Annotated in this window: 20 protein-coding genes; 9 read left to right on the forward strand and 11 right to left on the reverse strand. The window is 70.8% G+C overall.

The window, feature by feature from the left end; translation table 11 throughout:
• Positions 1–3 precede the first annotated feature (3 nt).
• The gene (locus tag ACTWQO_RS43275) at positions 4–4,989 is read right to left on the reverse strand and encodes an ATP-dependent helicase (RefSeq protein ID WP_443242866.1); all 4,986 of its coding nucleotides are present in this window, start codon (positions 4,987–4,989) and stop codon (positions 4–6) included.
• Between the two features lie 93 nt (positions 4,990–5,082).
• Here ACTWQO_RS43275 and ACTWQO_RS43280 point away from each other — a divergent pair, with 93 nt between their 5' ends.
• From ACTWQO_RS43280 to ACTWQO_RS43290, 3 genes are read left to right on the forward strand one after another with little or no spacing between them, the layout of a single operon-like run.
• Positions 5,083–6,045, forward strand: coding sequence for an AraC family transcriptional regulator (locus tag ACTWQO_RS43280; RefSeq protein WP_443242867.1), 963 nt, complete (start codon positions 5,083–5,085; stop codon positions 6,043–6,045).
• Positions 5,946–6,692, forward strand: coding sequence for an AzlC family ABC transporter permease (locus tag ACTWQO_RS43285; RefSeq protein WP_443242868.1), 747 nt, complete (start codon positions 5,946–5,948; stop codon positions 6,690–6,692). Before ACTWQO_RS43280 ends, ACTWQO_RS43285 begins: the two co-directional genes overlap by 100 nt.
• On the forward strand, positions 6,689–6,997 hold the full coding sequence (locus ACTWQO_RS43290; RefSeq protein ID WP_443242869.1) for an AzlD domain-containing protein: 309 nt from the start codon (positions 6,689–6,691) through the stop codon (positions 6,995–6,997). The genes ACTWQO_RS43285 and ACTWQO_RS43290 overlap by 4 nt, the downstream gene beginning before the upstream one ends.
• Before the next feature lie 6 nt (positions 6,998–7,003).
• On the opposite strand, the gene ACTWQO_RS43295 is transcribed toward ACTWQO_RS43290, so the two are convergent.
• A complete protein-coding gene (locus ACTWQO_RS43295; RefSeq protein ID WP_443242870.1) occupies positions 7,004–7,948 on the reverse strand; it encodes a hypothetical protein in 945 nt (314 codons plus the stop codon).
• Positions 7,949–8,028: 80 nt separating this feature from the next.
• On the opposite strand from ACTWQO_RS43295, the gene ACTWQO_RS43300 reads away from it, so the two are divergent.
• The 4 genes from ACTWQO_RS43300 to recX all read left to right on the forward strand — a co-directional run bounded on the left by ACTWQO_RS43300 (position 8,029) and on the right by recX (position 11,893).
• Complete coding sequence (locus tag ACTWQO_RS43300) at positions 8,029–8,223, forward strand: DUF3046 domain-containing protein (RefSeq protein WP_443242871.1); 195 nt, start codon at positions 8,029–8,031, stop codon at positions 8,221–8,223.
• A 60-nt stretch (positions 8,224–8,283) separates the two neighbouring features.
• Positions 8,284–9,534, forward strand: coding sequence for an AI-2E family transporter (locus ACTWQO_RS43305; protein ID WP_443242872.1), 1,251 nt, complete (start codon positions 8,284–8,286; stop codon positions 9,532–9,534).
• Positions 9,535–9,798: 264 nt separating this feature from the next.
• Entirely contained in the window at positions 9,799–10,926 is a 1,128-nt protein-coding gene (gene recA / locus ACTWQO_RS43310; protein WP_443242873.1) for a recombinase RecA, read from the forward strand.
• A 4-nt stretch (positions 10,927–10,930) separates the two neighbouring features.
• Positions 10,931–11,893 carry a recombination regulator RecX gene (recX, locus tag ACTWQO_RS43315; RefSeq protein WP_443242874.1) on the forward strand — a complete coding sequence of 321 codons (963 nt, stop codon included), beginning with the start codon at positions 10,931–10,933 and terminating at the stop codon, positions 11,891–11,893.
• 131 nt (positions 11,894–12,024) lie between these two features.
• Here recX and ACTWQO_RS43320 read toward each other — a convergent pair whose 3' ends face one another.
• From ACTWQO_RS43320 to ACTWQO_RS43355, 8 genes are all read right to left on the reverse strand, one after another.
• A complete protein-coding gene (locus ACTWQO_RS43320) occupies positions 12,025–12,435 on the reverse strand; it encodes a rhodanese-like domain-containing protein (protein ID WP_443242875.1) in 411 nt (136 codons plus the stop codon).
• Positions 12,432–12,974 carry a cysteine dioxygenase gene (locus ACTWQO_RS43325; protein ID WP_443242876.1) on the reverse strand — a complete coding sequence of 181 codons (543 nt, stop codon included), beginning with the start codon at positions 12,972–12,974 and terminating at the stop codon, positions 12,432–12,434. Before ACTWQO_RS43325 ends, ACTWQO_RS43320 begins: the two co-directional genes overlap by 4 nt.
• A gap of 78 nt (positions 12,975–13,052) precedes the next feature.
• Positions 13,053–13,223, reverse strand: a complete 171-nt coding sequence (locus ACTWQO_RS43330; RefSeq protein ID WP_443242877.1) for a putative leader peptide — start codon at positions 13,221–13,223, stop codon at positions 13,053–13,055.
• 31 nt (positions 13,224–13,254) lie between these two features.
• Positions 13,255–14,883, reverse strand: coding sequence for an FAD-dependent monooxygenase (locus ACTWQO_RS43335; RefSeq protein WP_443242878.1), 1,629 nt, complete (start codon positions 14,881–14,883; stop codon positions 13,255–13,257).
• Positions 14,884–15,059: 176 nt separating this feature from the next.
• On the reverse strand, positions 15,060–15,986 hold the full coding sequence (locus ACTWQO_RS43340) for an amino acid ABC transporter permease (RefSeq protein WP_443242879.1): 927 nt from the start codon (positions 15,984–15,986) through the stop codon (positions 15,060–15,062).
• A complete protein-coding gene (locus ACTWQO_RS43345; protein WP_443242880.1) occupies positions 15,983–16,651 on the reverse strand; it encodes an amino acid ABC transporter permease in 669 nt (222 codons plus the stop codon). The genes ACTWQO_RS43340 and ACTWQO_RS43345 overlap by 4 nt, the downstream gene beginning before the upstream one ends.
• 75 nt (positions 16,652–16,726) lie before the next feature.
• The gene (locus tag ACTWQO_RS43350; RefSeq protein WP_443242881.1) at positions 16,727–17,575 is read right to left on the reverse strand and encodes a glutamate ABC transporter substrate-binding protein; all 849 of its coding nucleotides are present in this window, start codon (positions 17,573–17,575) and stop codon (positions 16,727–16,729) included.
• A gap of 83 nt (positions 17,576–17,658) precedes the next feature.
• Positions 17,659–18,435: an amino acid ABC transporter ATP-binding protein gene (locus tag ACTWQO_RS43355; protein ID WP_210576832.1), complete on the reverse strand. Its 777-nt coding sequence runs from the start codon at positions 18,433–18,435 to the stop codon at positions 17,659–17,661.
• Between the two features lie 289 nt (positions 18,436–18,724).
• Here ACTWQO_RS43355 and ACTWQO_RS43360 point away from each other — a divergent pair, with 289 nt between their 5' ends.
• Together ACTWQO_RS43360 and ACTWQO_RS43365 are read left to right on the forward strand one after the other, a co-directional pair.
• Positions 18,725–19,411, forward strand: coding sequence for a response regulator transcription factor (locus tag ACTWQO_RS43360; RefSeq protein WP_443242882.1), 687 nt, complete (start codon positions 18,725–18,727; stop codon positions 19,409–19,411).
• 9 nt (positions 19,412–19,420) lie between these two features.
• The gene (locus tag ACTWQO_RS43365; RefSeq protein WP_443242883.1) at positions 19,421–20,830 is read left to right on the forward strand and encodes an ATP-binding protein; all 1,410 of its coding nucleotides are present in this window, start codon (positions 19,421–19,423) and stop codon (positions 20,828–20,830) included.
• A 174-nt stretch (positions 20,831–21,004) separates the two neighbouring features.
• Here ACTWQO_RS43365 and ACTWQO_RS43370 read toward each other — a convergent pair.
• Positions 21,005–21,204 (reverse strand): TAXI family TRAP transporter solute-binding subunit (locus ACTWQO_RS43370; protein WP_443242884.1); only part of this gene is annotated, 200 nt, incomplete at its 5' end.

Raw genomic sequence — 21,204 nt, forward strand, 5'->3', positions numbered from 1 at the left:
GGGTCAGGCCCGCAGTCTGAGGCCCCTGGGGGTGGCGATGAACCCGGATCCTTCCAGGAGGCTGCCGAGGGGGGAAGTCAGGGCCGAGGCGCCGTTGACGCGTTCCACCGTGACCGTGCCGAGGGAGCCCGCGCGGGCTGCCGTGGCGAGCGCGTCGGCGGCCTCCCGCAGGCGTGGGTCGTCCGTGGCCGCGCCGTCCGGGGTGGAGGGCCAGGCCAGGAGCGTCTTGCCGCCGCGCTCCATGTAGAGCGTCAGCTCGCCGTCGACGAGGACCACGAGGGAGCCCGCCTTGCGACCCGGCTTGTGCCCGGCGCCGGTCGGTGGCTCGGGCCAGGGGAGCGCGGCGCCGTACGCGTTCGCGGGGTCGGCGGCGGCGAGGACGACGGCTCGGGAGTCGGTGGTGCGGGTGCGGTGCGGGGTCGTACGGGGCGGGGGGAAGTCGCGCGGTGAGGTGTACTCGTCGCGGGAGCGGGGGGAGTTGGGGCCGGAGGCGTGGGAGCGGGGGGTGCCGAAGGCATCTTCGAAGCCGGGGGTTCCGAAGTCATGGCCGGGAGTGGAGCCGTAGGCACGACCGGGTGTGGCGCCGTAGTCACGGCCGGGAGCGGAGCCGTCGGTTTCCGCGAAGCCGTCCGCTGTGGAGCCGTCGGGCGCGTCGAAGCCCTCCGGCGTGAAGCCGTCCAGCGGCTCGGAGGCACCGGGCGGGAAGCCGTGGGAGGCGTCGTACGACTGGGGCGGCAGGGCCTCGCCCCGTTCGCGGGCGGACGCCACCGCGCGGAGGCGGTCGACCGCTCCGTCCATGGCGAACTGGGCGGCGCCGAGGCCCTCCACCACGTAGCCACGCCTTGCCTGGCCGCTGTCCTCGAAGGCGGACAGGATGCGGTACGTCGCCGAGAAGCCGCCCTCGACGCCTTCGGCCGAGACGGCTCCCCGCGTCACCACGCCATGCCGGTCGAGGAGGGTGCGGGCCAGGGCGTGGGCGCGGACGGTGGTGTCGGGCTCCCGCTCCGGCAGCAGGGACCAGCGGCCGGCGACTGTCGGAGGGCCGCTGCGGGAGGCGGGGCGGGCGGCGGCGGTCAGCGAGCCGTAGCGACCGCGCGGGACCGCGCGCTTGGCGCGGTGGGCCGTGGAGCCCGCGGTACGGCCCGAGCCCAGGAGGGAGCGCATGGGGGTGAGGGTGTCGTTCGTCAGACGACCCGACCAGGCGAGGTCCCAGATGGCGTCGGCCAGTTGGGGGTCCGTGGCGTCGGGGTGGGTGGTGGCCCGGACCTGGTCGGCGATCTGGCGGAAGAACAGGCCGTAGCCCCCGGAAAGGGCGTCCAGGACGGACTGGTGGAGCGCGGTCAGTTCCAGGGGGTGCGGGGGTGGCAGGAGCAGTGGGGCCGCATCCGCGAGGTACAGGGACACCCAGCCGTCCTTGCCGGGGAGCGCGCCCGCGCCGGCCCAGACGATCTCTCCGGCGGCGGTGAGTTCGTCGAGCAACGCGGGCGTGTAGTTCGCGACGCGGGACGGCAGGACGAGCTTCTCCAGTGCCGATGCCGGCACGGACGCGCCCTGCAACTGCTCCACGGCACGCACCAGTCCGTCGACGCCGCGCAGTCCGTGGCCCTTGCCGATGTGCTGCCACTGGGGCAGGAACTGGGCCAGCGCGGGCGGCGACACCGGCTCCAGTTCATGCCGCAGCGCGGCCAGCGAACGGCGCCGGAGACGGCGCAGGACCGCCGCGTCACACCACTCCTGACCGATGCCGGCGGGGTGGAACTCCCCTTGTACGACCCGGCCGTTCGCCGCCAGGCGCTGCAACGCGCCCTCGGTGACCGCCACGCCCAGCCCGAAGCGGGCCGCCGCGGTGGCCGATGTGAACGGGCCGTGGGTGCGGGCATACCGGGCGAGGAGGTCGCCGAGCGGGTCCTTGACCGGCTCGGTGAAGGCCTCCGGGACGCCGACCGGCAGCGCCGTGCCCAGCGCGTCACGCAGGCGGCCCGCGTCCTCGATCGCCGCCCAGTGGTCGGCGCCGGCGATCCGGACCCGGATGGCGCGGCGCGCGCCGGCCAGGTCCTGGGCCCACTGCGGTTCGGCGCCCCGCTCGGCCAACTCGGCCTCTGTCAGCGGGCCGAGCAGGCGCAACAGGTCGGCGACGCTCTCGGCATCCTTGGCGCGGCGGTCCTCGGTGAGCCACTGGAGTTCCTTCTCCAGCTCGGTGAGAACCTCGGCGTCGAGCAGCTCGCGCAGCTCCGCCTGGCCGAGCAGCTCGGCCAGCAGCCGCGAGTCCAGAGAGAGGGCGGCGGCGCGGCGCTCGGCGAGCGGGGAGTCTCCCTCGTACAGGAACTGGGCCACGTACCCGAAGAGGAGGGAGCGGGCGAAGGGGGAGGGCTCGGGGGTGGTGACCTCGACCAGGCGGACCTTGCGGGCCTCCAGGTCGCCCATCAGCTCGACGAGTCCGGGGACGTCGAAGACGTCCTGGAGGCACTCGCGGACCGCTTCCAGGACGATCGGGAACGAGCCGAACTCGCTGGCCACCTGGAGCAGTTGGGCGGCGCGCTGACGCTGCTGCCACAGGGGCGTGCGCTTGCCGGGGTTGCGGCGCGGCAGCAGCAGCGCGCGGGCGGCACATTCGCGGAAGCGGGACGCGAACAGCGCCGAGCTGCCCACCTGGTCGGTGACGACCTGGTCGACCTCGCTCTTGTCGAAGACCACGTCCGCCGCGCCGACCGGCGCCTGCTCGGCGTCGTACTCCGTGCCTGCCTTCATCGGTGCCTGGTCGAGCAGGTCCAGGCCCATGATGTCGGCGTCGGGCAGGCGCAGCACGATGCCGTCGTCGGCGTGCATGACCTGGGCGTCCATGCCGTACCGCTCGGAGAGCTTGGCGCCGAGCGCCAGGGCCCAGGGGGCGTGCACCTGGGCGCCGAAGGGGGAGTGGACGACGACCCGCCAGTCACCGAGCTCGTCGCGGAACCGCTCCACGACGATCGTGCGGTCGTCCGGGATGTGGCCGCAGGCCTCGCGCTGTTCGTCCAGGTAGGACAGGACGTTGTCCGCGGCCCACGTGTCCAGGCCCGCGGCGAGCAGGCGGAGGCGGGCGTCGTCCTTGGGCAGGGAGCCCACCTCGCGGAGGAACGCGCCGACCGCGCGGCCCAGTTCGAGCGGGCGGCCCAGCTGGTCGCCCTTCCAGAAGGGGAGCCTGCCCGGTACGCCCGGCGCGGGGGAGACCAGAACGCGGTCGCGGGTGATGTCCTCGATCCGCCAGGAGCTGGTACCGAGGGTGAAGACGTCCCCGACGCGGGACTCGTAGACCATCTCCTCGTCGAGCTCGCCGACCCGGCCGCCGCCCTTCTTGGGGTCGGCTCCGGCGAGGAACACCCCGAAGAGGCCCCGGTCGGGAATCGTGCCTCCGGAGGTGACGGCCAGACGCTGGGCGCCGGGGCGGCCGGTGATCGTGCCGGCGACGCGGTCCCACACCACGCGCGGACGCAGCTCCGCGAAGGCGTCGGACGGATAGCGGCCCGCGAGCATGTCGAGCACGGCTGTGAACGCCGACTCCGGGAGTGAGGCGAAGGGTGCGGCCCGGCGGACCGTGGCGAGGAGGTCGTCGAGCTGCCAGGTGTCCAACGCCGTCATGGCGACGATCTGCTGGGCGAGGACGTCCAGGGGATTGGCCGGCACCTTCAGCGACTCGATCGAGCCGGTGCGCATGCGCTCGGTGACCACGGCCGCCTGGACGAGGTCGCCGCGGTACTTCGGGAAGACCACGCCGGTGGAGACCGCGCCCACCTGGTGTCCCGCGCGGCCTACGCGCTGGAGGCCGGAGGCCACGGAGGGGGGTGATTCGACCTGGACGACGAGGTCCACCGCGCCCATGTCGATGCCCAGTTCGAGGCTGGATGTGGCTACCACTGCGGGGAGGCGGCCCGCCTTGAGGTCTTCCTCGACGAGAGCGCGCTGCTCCTTGGAGACCGAGCCGTGATGGGCGCGGGCGATGACGGGTGGGGCGCCCTGGGCGGCTCCCGAGCCACCCATGAGTTCGGCGGGCGCGTGGTGCTCGTCCAGAGGTTCGCCGGTGGCCCGCTCGTAGGCGATCTCATTGAGCCGGTTGCACAGCCGTTCCGCGAGGCGGCGGGAGTTGGCGAACACGATCGTCGAGCGGTGGGCCTGCACCAGATCGGTGATGCGCTCCTCCACATGCGGCCAGATCGACGGGCGTTCCGCCCCGTCGCTGCCGTCGGCCACCGGGGAGCCGCCCAGTTCGCCCAGGTCCTCGACCGGGACGACGACCGAGAGGTCGAACTCCTTGCCGGACTTGGGCTGGACGATCTCCACTTTGCGGCGGGGAGAGAGATAGCGGGCCACCTCGTCGACCGGGCGGACCGTGGCGGAGAGGCCGATACGGCGGGCGGGCTTCGGGAGCAGTTCGTCGAGCCGCTCCAGGGAGAGCGCGAGGTGGGCGCCGCGCTTGGTGCCGGCCACCGCGTGCACCTCGTCCAGGATCACCGTCTCGATGCCGGTCAGCGCGTCACGGGTGGCCGACGTCAGCATCAGGAACAGGGACTCCGGTGTGGTGATCAGGATGTCCGGGGGGCGGGTGGACAGGGCGCGGCGCTCGGCGGCCGGGGTGTCGCCGGAGCGGATGCCCACCTTGACCTCCGGCTCGGGCAGGCCGAGGCGCACGGATTCCTGCCGGATGCCGGTCAATGGGCTGCGGAGGTTGCGCTCGACGTCGACCGCCAGGGCCTTCAGCGGAGACACATAGAGGACACGGCAGCGCTTCTTCGGGTCGGCCGGCGGGGGTGTGGAGGCGAGCTGGTCGAGGGCGGCGAGGAAGGCGGCCAGGGTCTTGCCGGAGCCGGTCGGGGCCACCACCAGCACGTCCGAGCCCTCCCCGATGGCCTGCCACGCGCCTGCCTGGGCCGCGGTGGGCGCGGAGAAGGCCCCCGTGAACCAGCCGCGGGTCGCGGGGGAGAAGCCGTCCAGGGCTCGATGTGCGGAGCTGACCATGCGTCCATCCTGCACCCGGCCACTGACAATCGCTCTGACCTGCGACGACATATCCGGCAGCGGGCTGGGCGGGGGCGTGGTGAGAATGGGGGCATGGCCGGTTCGGGTGAGCGAGCGCGGCACTGGCAGTACGCGGAGCTGCCCGGTGTCGATCTGCTGCGGGCCCGGTACATCCGCAAGACCTTCGTGCGGCACACGCACGAGAACTTCGTCATCGCCGCCATAGCCGAGGGCGTGGAGGTGTTCCACCACCGCGGTGCCGACGAGCACGCGGGCCCCGGAGCGCTCGCGCTGGTCAACCCGGACACCGCGCACACGGGCCGCGCGGGCGTGCCCGAGGGATGGCGGTACGGCGCCGTCTATCCTTCGCCGGAGGTCGTGGCCGAGATCGCCGCGGAGACCACGACGATCCGCGGTACCCCCGGCTTCCTCAGCCCCGTGATCGACGATCCGTACACCGTGAGCCTGGTGCATCAGGTGCTCCGAGCCGCCGACGAGGGCAACGCGCTGGCCGCCGACACCCTGCTGAGGGTCGCGGTGACCCGGCTGCTGAGGCTGAACGGTGGGCCGCTGCCGCGGCGAGAACCGCGGACGGCAGGCGCGCGGATCGCGGCACGCGCGCGTGCCGTGCTGGAGGAGCGGATGGCCGAGCCGCCGACCCTGGAGCGGCTGGCGGCCGAGTTCGGAACCAGTCCCTTCGCGCTGCTTCGGGCCTTCCGGGACGTCTACGGGATGCCGCCACATGCCTGGCTGACCGACGCGCGCGTGCGGCGGGCGCGGCGCCTGCTGGACGCGGGTTCGACGCCCGCCGAGGTGGCCGCGGCGGTGGGGTTCACCGATCAGCCCCACCTGAACCGCCACTTCAGCCGGATCGTGGGGGTCCCTCCGGGGGCGTATCGGCGTGAGCGCAAGAACGTACAAGACGCCCAGCAGGGGCCGCACCTACTGTCCCAGGCGTGGCAGACCAGACAGCTCTCCCGGAGATACGCGCCGGAGCAGAAGACAGGGCCGACGCCGCCGTCGTCCGCGATGCCCTCGGAGTCGGGGTCGCCGTAGGACTGTCCGGGTTCGCCTTCGGGGTGACCTCGGCCGGCAGCGGGCTCACGCTCCTGCAGACCTGTGCGCTGAGCCTTCTGGTGTTCACCGGTGCGTCCCAGTTCGCGCTGGTGGGGGCGCTGGCGGCGGGCGGCAACCCGCTCACGGCAGCCGCGGGTGCCTTCTTCCTCGGCGTGCGCAACGCCTTCTACGGGCTGCGGCTGTCGCAGTTGCTGGCCCTCCCGCGCGCGGTGCGGCCGTTCGCCGCCCAGTGGGTCATCGACGAGACGGCGGCCGTGGCGCTCGCGCAGCCGATGCGGCGCGGCGCCCGTATCGGCTTCGCCGTCACCGGACTGACCCTGTATGTGCTGTGGAACCTCACCACACTGCTCGGCGCGCTGGGGGCCGAGGCCATCGGCGACACGGACGCGTGGGGGATCGACGCGGCAGGGCCGGCCGTCTTCCTGGCACTGCTCGCGCCGATGCTGAAGTCCACCACCGAGCGGGCCGTGGCCGCTCTCGCCGTCCTCCTGGGCCTTGGCCTACTGCCCGTCCTGCCCGCCGGAGTGCCGGTCCTGGCTGCCGCGCTCGCGGCACCGGTGGTGCTCTTCCTGGAGGGGCGGCGCAGGGGCACCGTACGCGACGAGGCGGAAGAGGAGACCCGTTGACCATCTGGATCGCGATCGCCGCGACCGCCGTCGGCTGCTACGCCGTCAAGCTCGCCGGACTGCTCGTGCCCGCGGGTGCCCTTGAGAGGCCGCTCGTCAGGCGCCTGGCAGCCCTGTTGCCCGTCGCCCTCCTCGCCGCCCTCACGGCCCAGCAGACCTTCGCCGACGGCCGTGCTCTGGTACTGGACGCCAGAGCCGCCGGTCTCGCCGCAGCCGCTGTCGCGCTGGTGCTGCGCGCTCCGTTCCTGTTGGTCGTCGCGGCGGCCGTGGTGGTGACGGCCGGGGTGCGCGCCCTGGGCGGGTGACCGGGCTCAGCCGATGGTCCGGCCGTACGCCCTGAGGGTGCGCAGCGCTTCGATCGTCACCATGGGGCGTGCCTCCAGTGCGGTGCCCGGTGCCCACTGGCGCCAGGTGATCGGCCAGCCGCCGTCCTCCTGTTGCCGGTTCGCCAGGTGGTCCAGGGAGCGTTCCATCTCCTCGTCCGTGAACCACGCGCGCGCGAGCGAACTCGGCGTCCTGGCGTAGTCGTACGGGAAGTGGTGCTCGCCCGGGGCGTAGCCGGGCGCGACGGGGAAGGCGTCGACGTGCTCGGGGTCCAGTGCCGCGAGCCGGTGCTCGCGCACCAGACGGCCGAGACGGTCGGCGGCCGCCTCCGCGCGCGGGCGGTCGGGCGCGGAGTCCAGGAAGGCCACGGCCGCCTCGATCTCGTACGGATGGGACTGCTTCAGGGACTCGATCGTGTGCCAGCAGAAGTCCGTGGCCCGGAACAGCCAGGCGTGCCACACCTCGTTGCGGTGCAGCAGGCCGACCACCGGTCCGGTGGCCAGGAGTTCGCTGGGTGGGTCGTCGACGATCGGCACGAAGGGAGCGGTGGGGTAGCCGCGCTGGGCGGGATGGACGGACGGCAGTGCGCCGTCCGGAGTGGAGACGGACGTCAGATAGCGGCACACGCGCTCCACCCGCTGCCCGGCGCAGCGTCCGATGGAGTCCAGCACGCGCAGGGCGTGACCGGTGTGCAGGGGCTGGCTCACGGGGCCGCGCAGATCGGGTTCCAGCGCATGCCCGTACCCGCCGTCCTCGTTGCGGTAGGCGTCGAGCGCGGTCTCCACGGGGTCGGGGCCGCCGTGCAGGAAGTGGTGGGCGAACAGGCGCTGTTCCAGCACGCGCGCGGTGAGCCAGACGAACTGCTCGGCGCGGAAGAGCGGGGAGTGCGCCGGGGGCGTCGGGGGGAGTGGGGAAGCTCCGGATTCGGCCATGCGACAGACCGTAGGGCGCAACGTGGTCCCGGCGAGGGCTCCCGGCCGAGGCCCACTCTCAGGGGCGGGATACTGGAGTCATGCGGTTGACGGTCTTCTGGCAGCGGATGGCTGACCACTTCGGTCAGGGATACGCCGATACGTTCGCGCGCGACCACGTGATGGCGGAGCTGGACGGGCGCACGGTGTACGGGGCGCTCGATGCCGGCTGGGAGGCCAAGGACGTATGGCGCGTGGTTTGCGCGGTCATGAACGTGCCACAGGACAAGCGCTGACAGGTCACGAAGATCGCAGGACGGGGTCCGATTGTCGGTTCCGTGGGCGAGACTTGCTCCGTGGCACGCACTGACGAGACCGGCCAGGTCACCCCGCAGGCATCCCCGCTCGGCACGACGCCGCCCACCCGGCCCCCGGCCGACGGCGCCGGGTCGAACGCCCGCATGCCGCGCTGGCTGCCGCGCGCCATGGTGCTCGCGCTCACCCTCTTCGCCGTGTTCCAGCTGGGCAGTTGGGCCTTCCATGAGCTCACCGGCCTGCTGATCAACATCCTCATCGCGTTCTTCCTGGCCCTGGCCATCGAGCCCGCGGTGAGCTGGATGGCCGCGCGCGGGATGCGCAGGGGACTGGCCACCTTCCTCGTCTTCTTCACCGTGACGATCGCGGCCGCGGGCTTCGTCACGCTGCTCGGCTCGATGCTCGCGGAGCAGATCATCAAGATCGTCGAGGACTTCCCGAACTACCTCGACTCCGTGATCAACTGGGTCAACACGCACTTTCACACCGATCTGAAGCGGGTGGACGTCCAGGAGGGCCTGCTCCGTTCCGACTGGCTGCGCAGCTACGTGCAGAACAGCGCCACCGGCGTCCTGGATGTCTCCACCCAGGTCCTGGGAGGCCTGTTCCAGCTGCTGACGATCGCGCTGTTCTCGTTCTACTTCGCCGCGGACGGCCCCCGGCTGCGGCGCGCGATCTGCTCGGTGCTGCCGCCCGCCCGGCAGGCCGAGGTGCTGCGCGCGTGGGAGATCGCCGTCAACAAGACCGGTGGCTATCTGTACTCACGTGGCCTGATGGCGCTCATCTCCGGAGTCGCGCACTACATCCTGCTCCAGATACTGGACGTGCCGAACGCGCCCGTGCTCGCCGTGTGGGTGGGTCTGGTCTCGCAGTTCATCCCCACCATCGGCACCTATCTCGCGGGCGCCCTGCCGATGCTGATCGCCTTCACGGTCGAGCCCTGGTACGCGCTGTGGGTGCTGATCTTCGTCGTGATCTACCAGCAGTTCGAGAACTACATGCTGCAGCCCAAACTGACTTCGAAGACCGTGGACATCCACCCCGCGGTCGCCTTCGGCTCGGTCGTCGCCGGCACCGCCCTCCTCGGTGCCGTCGGCGCGCTGATCGCCATCCCGGCGGTCGCCACGCTGCAGGCGTTCCTCGGGGCCTACGTGAAGCGGTACGACGTCACGGACGACCCCCGTGTCCATGGGCATCGGAGAGGGGAGTCCGGGCCCGGCCTGTTCATGCGGGCGCGTGAGCTGTGGGCGGGCAGGCCCCGGACGGGCGCTGACTCCCCGACGGAGCGCTGATTCCCGGGCGGATCCGGCGTATTCGCGGCGTTGTCGGGCCGTGAACGTAGGCTCGGAGGTGTCGCATGGTGCGCTTGACACGAAAATCGAACATCCATTCTTATGGAAGCTCCGGCGAGGCTCTCGACGGGGATTTCCATCGGGTTTGGATGGAGAAGTGCCCGAGTTATCCACAGGCCGGACGGGCGTCGGGGCGCATTGTCAGTGGCAGGCGTTAGCGTCTTTGACGTGAAGCGATCGACTCAAGCAAACCGGGTGGAACCCATGGCAGGTACCGACCGCGAGAAGGCACTGGACGCCGCGCTCGCACAGATTGAACGGCAGTTCGGCAAGGGCGCGGTCATGCGCCTGGGCGAGCGGCCGAACGAGCCCATCGAGGTCATCCCCACCGGGTCGACCGCGCTCGACGTCGCCCTCGGCGTCGGCGGCCTGCCGCGCGGCCGCGTGGTGGAGGTGTACGGACCGGAGTCCTCCGGTAAGACCACGCTGACCCTGCACGCGGTGGCGAACGCTCAAAAGGCGGGCGGCCAGGTCGCCTTCGTGGACGCGGAGCACGCCCTCGACCCCGAGTACGCCAAGAAGCTCGGCGTCGACATCGACAACCTGATCCTCTCCCAGCCGGACAACGGCGAGCAGGCGCTGGAGATCGTGGACATGCTGGTCCGCTCCGGTGCCCTCGACCTGATCGTCATCGACTCCGTCGCCGCGCTCGTCCCGCGCGCGGAGATCGAGGGCGAGATGGGCGACAGCCACGTCGGTCTGCAGGCCCGTCTGATGAGCCAGGCGCTGCGGAAGATCACCAGTGCGCTCAACCAGTCGAAGACCACCGCGATCTTCATCAACCAGCTCCGCGAGAAGATCGGCGTGATGTTCGGCTCGCCGGAGACCACGACCGGTGGCCGGGCGCTGAAGTTCTACGCCTCGGTGCGGCTCGACATCCGCCGGATCGAGACCCTGAAGGACGGCACCGACGCGGTCGGCAACCGCACTCGCGTCAAGGTCGTCAAGAACAAGGTCGCGCCGCCCTTCAAGCAGGCCGAGTTCGACATCCTCTACGGCCAGGGCATCAGCCGCGAGGGCGGCCTGATCGACATGGGCGTGGAGAACGGCTTCGTCCGCAAGGCCGGCGCCTGGTACACGTACGAGGGCGACCAACTCGGCCAGGGCAAGGAGAACGCGCGCAACTTCCTCAAGGACAACCCCGACCTGGCCAACGAGATCGAGAAGAAGATCAAGGAGAAGCTGGGCGTCGGCGTACGACCGGAGGAGCCGGCCGCCGAACCGGGCGCGGACGCCGCGGTCTCCGCCACCGCTGGCGACGCCGCGAAGACGGTGCCCGCGCCGGCTGCCGCCAAGGTCGCCAAGACCAAGGCCGCGACCGCCAAGAGCTGACGCCGTGACACGACGAACCGACTGGGCCGAGTACGTCTACCCGGACGCTCCGCGTGAGCGGCAGAGACCGGATGACGGGGGCTCTGCCGCGGCGGACGACCGCGGTGACCGCGACGCGGCCGTGCTGTACGACCATGCGGAGCGGTACGGCATGGGCGGGGAGTACGGCGCCGAGCCGGACGGTGCGGCGTGGCTGGACGGGGGAGGGCCGCCGGACGGTGGTGCGGTGCCCGGCGCGGGTTCGGCGGGCGGTTCACACCGCCGTGGCCGGTCTCGTCGCGCGGGCGCCGGGACTCGTGACGCGGGCAGTGGGGCTCGGGACGCGGATGGCGGGGTCCGCGACACGGGCGGCGGAACTCGCGCCGGGGGCAGTGGGCGGGGGCGCCGACGGCGTGGCCGCGTGGAGCCGTCCGGTGAGGACGAAGGCGCCTCCTCCTCGTCGAGGGCCGAGCGGGAGGAACCTTCAGGGGACCCGGTGGAGCGGGCGCGGGCGATCTGTCTGCGCCTGCTCACCGGGACCCCGCGCACGCGAAAGCAACTCGCGGACGCCCTGCGCAAGCGCGAGATCCCAGACGATGCCGCCGAGGAGGTGCTGTCGCGGTTCGAGGAGGTCGGGCTGATCAACGACAGTGCGTTCGCGGACGCCTGGGTGGAGTCCCGGCACCACGGCAGGGGCCTGGCCCGGCGCGCTCTTGCCCAGGAACTGCGGACCAAGGGCGTCGACTCCACGCTGATCGACGCGGCCGTGTCGCAGCTCGACTCCGAGCAGGAAGAAGCGACCGCACGCGAACTCGTCGCCCGCAAACTGCGCGCCACCCGCCGCCTCGACCGCGACAAGCGACTCCGCCGCCTCGCGGGCATGCTCGCCCGCAAGGGCTACCCCGAGGGCATGGCCCTGCGGGTGGTCCGGCAGGCGCTCGAAGAGGAGGGCGAGGACACGGAGTTCCTCGGCGATGAGGGGTTCTGAAGGGGTGCGGTTTCACGGAGGAGACCTGACATGTCGGTCGGCCCCGGACACGGTGGACGCGCGGGGGCGCCCATCGCGCCCAGGGCCGGACCCGCTCCGCGGGGCCTCCGCCGGGACGGAACAGCCAAGCCCTACGACGTGACTGGAAGCCCCGCCGCCTTCCAAGCCTGGAAGCCGCCCACCAGATCAGTGGCCCGCCGCAACCCCAGCTGATGCAGGGATGCGACCGCCAGACTGGAGGCGTATCCCTCGTTGCACACCACGACCACGCGCAGGTCGTGGCTCGTGGCCTCGGGTGCGCGGTGGCTGCCCTGGGGGTCGAGGCGCCATTCCAGTTCGTTGCGTTCGACGACCAGCGCGCCCGGAATCAGGCCGTCCCGCTCGCGCAGGGCCGAGTACCGGATGTCCACCAGCAGCGCCTCACCGGCCTGAACGGCGTCGTAGGCATCCTGCGGCTCGATGCGGTCGTAGCTCTCGCGGACCTGCTCCAGCAACTCGTCGATGCCGACCGGCCGTTCACTCGTACTGCTGCTGCCGCTCACTGCCAGTCCTCCGGGCGCTCGACCTGCTCCAGGCGCAGGATCGGCCCGGTGCGGCTGTAGCGGCGGATCTGTGGCAGGGGCGGGTAGTAGGCGTGGACGGAGATGGCGTGCCGGTCCGGCGACTCGTTGAGGACCTCGTGGACGTGGTGGTGGCCGAAGGAGCGGCCCCGGCCGGCCGGCAGTCGGCGCTCCCGGTCCACGTCCTCGCTGAGTTCCAGGGTCTTCCAGCCGTCGGTGGGCAGCCGGGCGGCGAGCGAATTCTCCTTGAGCTCGCCGGCGGCGGTCAGGAAGGCACCGACCGAGTCGGCGTGGTCGTGCCAGCCGGTGCCCGAGCCGGGCGGCCAGCCGATCAGCCATGCCTCACTGCCGCCGGGCCCCTCCAGACGCACCCAGGTGCGGCCTTCGGGGTCGAGCGGAAGCGAGGCGATCAACTCGGCGTCGGCCGCCGTACGCCGTACAAAATCGAGAAGGTCCGCCTGGGTGGGCGCGGTAGGCGCCGAGACAGGGGCAGAGCTGGAGGGAGAGGGGGAGACAGACACGTACACCGTCCTGATGAGCGTTCGCGGAGGCCCGCGGCTGCACTTCGGCGGCGCGCGCGGGTGAAGAGGGATGCGAATTCAGCAGGACCGGCTACACATGCAGCCCGCATAGCGGACGAGGTCCATATGGACCCTCCGCCACAGGTGCACACACGTGTCGATCACGATGCGGAGTACACCATGTCGGTGTGGACCGGTCAACTCACCGTCACTATGTGGACCGGACGAGGGTTGGGTGCCGCTCACCATGTGGACCGGATCGGATGACGACGGGTGCCGCTCAGCGCGACCCCGCCGTGGCCTCCGCCTCTGCCTCTGCCCCCGCCCTCGCCTGTACCGGCCCGCCCAGTGTCGCCTCGGCCGCTGTGTACAGGTCGGCCGGGCGCACGCCGTTCAGGGCGGTGACCAGGTGTCCGTCGGGCCGCACCAGCAGCACCGTGTGGGCCGGCGCCCCCGGGTAGCTCTCCGTGACCAGTAGCTCGGCCGGGTGTGGCAGCGCCGTCACCGCTGCCGCCAGCCGGGGCATGATCCCGGCGGTCACCCAGTGCCGCCGCTCCCACACGCCCGTGCCCGGCGCGACCAGCACGACGAGCAGCGCGCCGCGGCCGAGCCGGTCCCGCAGCCGTACGAAGGAGCCGTCCTCCGCGGTGACCCGGACGTCGGTGACCTGTGCCCCGGGCAGTGTGTCCACGACGGTCTCGCCCTCGAGAGGCCGGGGCGCGAGCGGTGAACGGTCGTACGACCCCGTCGCACCCAGTGCTCCCTGCCCCAGATGGCCGTCGGTGAGCAGGGCGTCATGGCCCCGGGCCGATCCGGGGACGTACGACCGCAGCCCTCCGCCCCCGCGCACCAGCGGCAGGGCCTGGTCGGCGGCGCGCAGCCGGGCGGCGACGATGCCGCGCCGCTCGGCCTGGTAGCTGTCGAGCAGTGCCTCGTGCGGCCCGTGGTGCCAGGCCAGCGCCAGCTTCCAGGCGAGGTTGTCGGCGTCCCTCAGCCCCTCGTCCAGCCCCTGTGTGCCCAGGGCGCCGAGCAGATGGGCGGCGTCCCCCGCGAGAAAGACCCGGCCCGCTCGCCACCGCCGGGCCAGGCGGTGGTGGACGATGTGGACTCCGGTGTCCAGCAGCTCGTACGGCGGTGTCGAACCGCCCGTCCAGCCCGCGAGCGTCTCCCGGACGCGGGACACCAGCAGCTCCGGCGTGACCAGGTCCTTGCCGGGCGGCAGCAGCCAGTCCAGCCGCCAGACACCGTCCGGCAGCGGGCGTCCGGTCACCTCCCCGCCCGAGGGTCCCGATGTCCGCCACGGCGGCATCCGATGGAGCAACGCTTCGTCGGGCCACGGAAGTTCCGCACGCAGCGCGGCCACGGCGTGTCGCTCCACCGCCGTACGGCCGGGAAAGCGGATGTCCTGGAGCTTGCGCACGGTCGAGCGCGGGCCGTCGCAGCCGACCAGATAACTGCCGCGCCACCACGTTCCCTTGGGGCCGCGGGTGTGGGCGGTGACGCCTGAAGGTTCCTGCTCGATGGTGTCGAGGCGGCTGTCCGTCGCGATGTTGACGAGCCGTTCGCCGGTGACGGCCGCGCGCAGGGAGGCCGTCAGCACGTGCTGTGCGAGGTGCAGCGGGGCGGCCAGCCCGGTCTCGGTCTCGTCGAAGGTGACCGCCCGCATCACCTGCTTGCGGCGCATCGACCGCCATCCGGCCCAGCGGCAGCCGGCCTCGGCCGACGGGACGCCGGTGAGGCGCTCCACGAGGGCGGCGGTGTCCTCGCGCAGCACGACGGTGCGTGCGGGACGCGGTTCGTCCTTGCCCGGGCCCTCGTCGAGGACCACGGACGGCACTTCCTGACGCGCCAGCGCGAGTGCGAGCGTGAGCCCGACAGGCCCCGCCCCGACGATGATCACCGGGTCCACGGCGCGGCGCCCCCTGCCCGCAGCGGTGTCCTCAGGGACGTGTGTGAACAGGAAGTTGGAGCAGGGTGCACGATCACAGAACGTATGCAACCCATTGCCGGTGCTTGCGTCAAGTGACGGAGGGCAGTGGCGATCATGCCACTGCCCTCCGTACGGTCGTGCCACTTGACGGTTGATCAGGTGTTGGTGGCTCCCCCGAAGCCGCCGCCGGCGCCGGTCCCGTAGGAGCCGCCGACCTCCGCCGCGTTGAGGTCCTCGACGGCGTCGCCGCCGAGCACCGCGCCCGTGCTCCGCTTGCTGCGCCGCAGCCTGCCCTCCAGCCAGCTCGCGAAGGTGGTCAGGATGAAGTTCAGGATGATGTAGATGGCCGCGACCACGATGAAGCTCGGGATGACGGTCGCGTAGAACGCCGCGAGTGTGCCGCGCGAGTTGAGCAGCTCGGTGAAGCCGATCATCACGCCACCCAGTGCGGTGTCCTTCACGATGACGACCAGCTGGCTGACGATGGCCGGCAGCATCGCGGTGACGGCCTGCGGCAGCAGGACGCTGGTCATCGTCTGGCCCTTGCGCAGCCCGATCGCCTGGGCCGCCTCCGTCTGCCCCTTGGGCAGGGCGAGGATGCCGGCTTTGACGATCTCGGCGAGGACCGAGGCGTTGTAGAGCACCAGACCCGTGACGACCGCGTACAGCGGACGGTCTTCGGTGCTGACGTCCGTGTAGCTGGAGTAGAACTGATTGGCGAACAGCATCAGCAGCAGTACCGGGATCGCCCGGAAGAACTCAACCACCGCACCGGCCGTGATCCGCACCCATCGGTGGTCGGACAGACGGGCGATGCCGAAGATCGCGCCCAGCGGCAGGGCGATGACCATGGAGAGTGCGGCGGCCTTCAGGGTGTTGGCGAGGCCGGGCAGCAGATACGTCGTCCAGGCTTCGGACTCGGTGAACGGCTCCCACAGGGCCCACTTCAGCTGGCCCTTGTCGTCCATCGTCTTGTAGATCCACCACGCGAGCAGGGCGAGGAGGGCGAAGAACACCACCGAGAGAATGATGTTGCGCCGCTTGGCCCGGGGGCCGGGAGCGTCGTAGAGGACCGAGGTCATCGCTTCACCGCCAGTCGCTTGCTCAGCCAGCCGAAGAAGAGGCCGGTGGGCATGGTCAGAACCACGAATCCGAATGCGAAGACGACGCCGATGAGCACGACCTGCGCCTCGTTCTCGATCATTTCCTTCATCAGCAGGGCGGCCTCCGCCACACCGATCGAGGCTGCCACGGTGGTGTTCTTGGTCAGCGCGATCAGCACGTTGGCCAGTGGGCCGATCACCGAACGGAAGGCCTGGGGCAGCACGATGAGCCAGAGGATCTGGGCGAAGCTCAGCCCGATGGCACGGGCCGCCTCGGCCTGTCCGACGGGCACGGTGTTGATGCCCGAGCGGATCGCCTCGCAGACGAAGGCCGCGGTGTAGGCGACGAAACCGAGGATCGACAGCCGGAAGCTCAGGGCCTCGAAGTCGTCGGCGGCGCCCAGCGTCACCCTGAAGATGTCGGCGAGGCCGAGTGAGGTGAAGACGATGATGACCGTCAGCGGGATGTTCCGGACGATGTTCACGTACGCGGTGCCGAACCCGCGCATGAGCGGGACGGGACTGACCCGCATGGCCGCCAGCAGGGTGCCCCAGATCAGCGAGCCGATGGCGGAGAGGACGGTGAGTTGCACCGTCGTCCAGAACGCCCCTAGGACGTCGTAACCTTCAAGAAAATCGAACACGATCTCCCGCGCTTCCGGGTGTAGAGATGCCCGGGTGCGCCGCCCCGCCGGGCGGCGCACCTGTCAGGCGCTGCTTCAGCTCTTGATGTCGCCGATCTTCGGGGCAGGCTCGTTCTTGTAGTTGGCCGGGCCGAAGTTCTCCTTGACCGCGGTCTCCCAGGCGCCGTCGCTGACCATCTTCTCGAGAGCGGCGTTGATCTTGTTGACCGTCTCGGTGTCGCCCTTCTTGACGCCGATGCCGTAGTTCTCGTTGCTGAGCTTCAGGCCCGCGAGCTTGAACTGGCCCTTGTACTGCTCCTGCGCCGCAAAGCCCGCGAGGATCGAGTCGTCGGTGGTCACCGCGTCCACGGCGCCGCTCTGCAGACCGGCGATGCACTCCGAGTAGGTGCCGTACGAGCGCAGCTGGGCCTTGGGGGCGATCTCGTCCTTGACGTTCTGCGCCGAGGTCGAACCGGTCACCGAGCACAGCTTCTTGCCGTTGAGGTCGGTGGCCTCGGTGATGTCCGAGTCGGCCTTGGTCAGCAGGTCCTGGTGGGCCAGCAGGTAGGGGCCGGCGAAGTCGACCTTCTGCTTGCGCTCGTCGGTGATCGAGTAGGTGGCCGCGATGAACTTCACGTCGCCGCGCGCCAGCGCGGTCTCACGGTCGGCGCTCTTGGTCTCGACGAACTCGATCTTGTCGGGCGCGTAGCCGAGTTCCTTCGCCACGTACGTGGCCACGTCAACGTCGAAGCCGGAGAAGTCGCCGCCGGCTTCCTTCAGGCCGAGACCGGGCTGGTCGTACTTGATGCCGACCTTGATCGTGCCGCCGCCGTCGGTGGAGCCCGACCCGGTGTCGCTGTCCTTGTCGTCGCCCCCACAGGCCGTCGCGGTCAGGGAGAGGACGAGCGCAGCCGCGGCCGCTGCGGTGACCTTGCGGAGCTTCATGGTGAACATCCCTTTGGTGTGATGAGGAGAATGCCGTGTGGTGCGGGTGACGCAGCTCGTCGCGTAGGCGCGACGGGTGGGGGTCAGTGGTGGAGGATCTTCGACAGGAAGTCCTTGGCACGGTCGCTGCGCGGGTTGCTGAAGAACTGGTCCGGCACAGCTTCTTCGACGATTTTGCCGTCGGACATGAAGACCACCCGGTTGGCGGCCGAACGGGCGAAGCCCATCTCATGGGTGACGACGATCATGGTCATGCCGTCGCGGGCGAGTTGCTGCATGACCTCGAGGACCTCGTTGATCATCTCCGGGTCGAGAGCCGACGTCGGCTCGTCGAAGAGCATGACCTTGGGGTCCATGGCGAGGGCGCGTGCGATGGCGACACGCTGTTGCTGGCCGCCGGAGAGCTGCGCGGGGTACTTGTCGGCCTGGTTGGCCACCCCGACCCGGTCGAGCAGGGCGCGGGCCTTCTCCTCGGCCTTCTTCTTGTCCGCCTTGCGGACCTTGATCTGGCCCAGCATCACGTTCTCGAGCACGGTCTTGTGCGCGAAGAGGTTGAAGGACTGGAAGACCATTCCGACGTCGGCGCGCAGTCGGGCGAGCTCCTTGCCCTCCGCGGGCAGCGGCTTGCCGTCGATGGCGATCGCGCCGGAGTCGATCGTCTCGAGGCGGTTGATGGCGCGGCACAGGGTGGACTTCCCGGACCCGGAGGGCCCGATGACCACGACGACTTCGCCGCGGGCGATCGTCAGGTCGATGTCCTGGAGTACGTGCAACGCGCCGAAATGCTTGTTGACGCTCTTCAGGACGACCAGGTCGCCGGTTGCGGCCACATCTTCCTTGGCCACCGATACTTTGGTCATCGCACTCAGGCTCCGTCCTCCTCGGTTTCCGGAGGACAGTAATAACCCTACGCGACCTGCGTCTCTACATCTGAGGGGAATCTGAGCATCACGATCCGATAGCAATCGGACACCTGTCGTAGCAGTTGTGACCTGGGCGGGTTTCTTCCGGGTAACGGATGCGCCGCGCAACCGGAACCCTCTTGACGCCGTCCTCATCCATCAGCGTGACTGCAACGTGCGCACGCGCGCGTGCCCGCGTTTTTCTACACACCGTCACCGTACGGCCGATGAACTGAAGGGAGCCGGGATGAGACTGCTCCTCGTCGAGGACGACAACCACGTCGCCGCTGCTCTGTCCGCGGTCCTGGCCAGGCACGGCTTCGACGTGACGCACGCCCGCAGCGGCGAGGAGGCTCTCCAGGCGCTCGTTCCCGAGGGCGCCGGTTTCGGTGTCGTACTGCTCGACCTGGGCCTGCCCGACCAGGACGGCTATGAGGTGTGCGGCAAGATCCGCAAGCGCACCAGCATCCCGGTGATCATGGTCACCGCGCGCTCCGACGTCCGCTCCCGTATCCACGGCCTCAACCTGGGCGCCGACGACTACGTGGTGAAGCCGTACGACACCGGAGAACTGCTCGCCCGTATCCACGCCGTCAGCCGGCGCACCGTCCACGAGGACGCCACGGCCGGCGGTGAGAGCGTGCTGAAGCTGGGCCAGATGCACATCGACCTGCCCACGCGACGGGTCAGTGTGGACGGTTCGGTTGTCCAACTGACCCGCAAGGAGTTCGACCTCCTCGCCCTGCTGGCCCAGCGCCCCGGGGTGGTCTTCCGGCGCGAGCAGATCATCAGCGAGGTGTGGCGCACCAGCTGGGAGGGGACCGGGCGCACCCTGGAGGTGCATGTCGCGTCCCTGCGCGCCAAGCTGCGCATGCCGGCCCTGATCGAGACCGTGCGCGGCGTCGGCTACCGGCTCGTCGCCCCCACCTCGTAGCGGGCAAGGGTGCGCACTCGTCTCCTCCCGCTGCTCATCGTCCTGATGGCGGCCGTGCTGCTCGCCCTCGGCTTCCCGCTCGCCGTCAGCGTGGCCGGAGCCCAGCAGCAGAAGGTGGTCGTCGACCGGATCGACGACACGGCACGCTTCGCCGCCCTCGCCCAGTTCGTCACCGACGCGCCCAGCGGGCGGACCGGCAGCACGGTCGTCGACGAGCGCCAGGAGGTCCTCAAGCGCGAGCTGCTCAGCTACTACGAGGTCTACGGCATTCGTGCCGGTGTCTTCTACCGCAACGGCACCCCCATGGCCAGTGCGCCGACTAGTTGGGACCAGCCGGAAAAGGGTGAGGTACGTGATGCCTTCGGTGAGGCGCTGCTCAGCCGCCGCAGCCACGACCCGCGGCAGGTGTGGCCCTGGCAGCGCAACCGGCTGGTCGTCGCGTCGCCGGTGATCAGAGACGGAGACGTCGTCGCCGTCGTCGTCACCGATTCGCCCACCGGGCAGATGCGTTCGCGGATCCTGCACGGCTGGCTGATCATCGCCGCGGGCGAGAGCGCCGCGATGCTGCTGGCGGTCGGCGCGGCGCTGAGACTGACCGGTTGGGTGCTCCGGCCGGTGCGGGTCCTGGACTCCACCACCCACGCGATTGCGAGCGGCAGCCTGAAATCCCGGGTCGCGGCGGCGGGCGGCCCGCCGGAACTCCGCAGGCTGGCCCGGTCGTTCAACGAGATGGCGGACAACGTCGAGGGTGTCCTGGAGCAGCAGCGCGCCTTCGTCGCCGACGCCTCGCACCAGCTGCGCAACCCGCTCGCGGCGCTGCTGCTGCGTATCGAGCTCCTCGCCTTCGAGCTGCCCGAGGGCAATGAGGAGATCGCCTCCGTCCAGGCCGAGGGCAAGCGGCTGGCCCAGGTCCTGGACGACCTGCTCGACCTCGCCCTGGCCGAGCACGCCGAGGCGGACCTCAGGCTCACCGACATCGGCGAGCTGACCGCCGAGCGCGTCGCGGCCTGGTCGCCGACCGCCGAGGCCAAGGGCGTACGGCTGCTGGGGGACTGCCCGCCCACCACGGCCTGGGTCGACCCCGTCACCCTGTCCAGCGCGCTGGACGCGGTGATCGACAACGCGGTGAAGTTCACGCCGAAGGACGAGCGGGTGGAGGTGACCGTCACGGCCAACGGCGACACCGCGACCGTCGTCGTCACCGACAACGGCCCCGGACTCACCGACGAGGAACTGGCCCGCATCGGCGACCGCTTCTGGCGCAGCGGCCGCCACCAGAACATCAAGGGCTCCGGCCTCGGCCTGTCCATCACGCGTGCGCTGCTGGGGGCGGCAGGCGGCTCGCTCTCGTTCGGCCATCACGAGCCGCAGGGACTGACGGCGACGGTGACGGTGCCGAGGTCGGAGCCGGTGTCCTAAGCGGGGCCCGGCGAAGTCCACTGCGGTGCGGCAGCGCCCCGAAGGGGCGCGGGGAACTGCGCGACCAGCCACGACGGTGCCGCAGGCGACTGACGGCATAGCGCGGCATGGTGCGGCACTCTCAGCGGAGCGCTTGGTGGCCCTCACGCCCCACGGCTCGACCGACAGCCGGCCCTACGGCTTGACGGACCGGTAATAGCGCCGCGCGCCCTCATGCAGCGCCAGCGGGTCGGTGTAGATCGCGGTGCGTACGTCGACCAGCTGGGCCGAGTGGACGTGGTTGCCGATGCCGTCGCGGCTGTTGATCACGGTGCGGGTCAGCCAGTCGGTGAGCCGGGGATCCATGTCGGCCCGGGTGATCAGCAGGTTGGACA

It is taken from the genome of Streptomyces sp. 4N124 (genome assembly GCF_052245395.1).
Classification (GTDB): domain Bacteria; phylum Actinomycetota; class Actinomycetes; order Streptomycetales; family Streptomycetaceae; genus Streptomyces.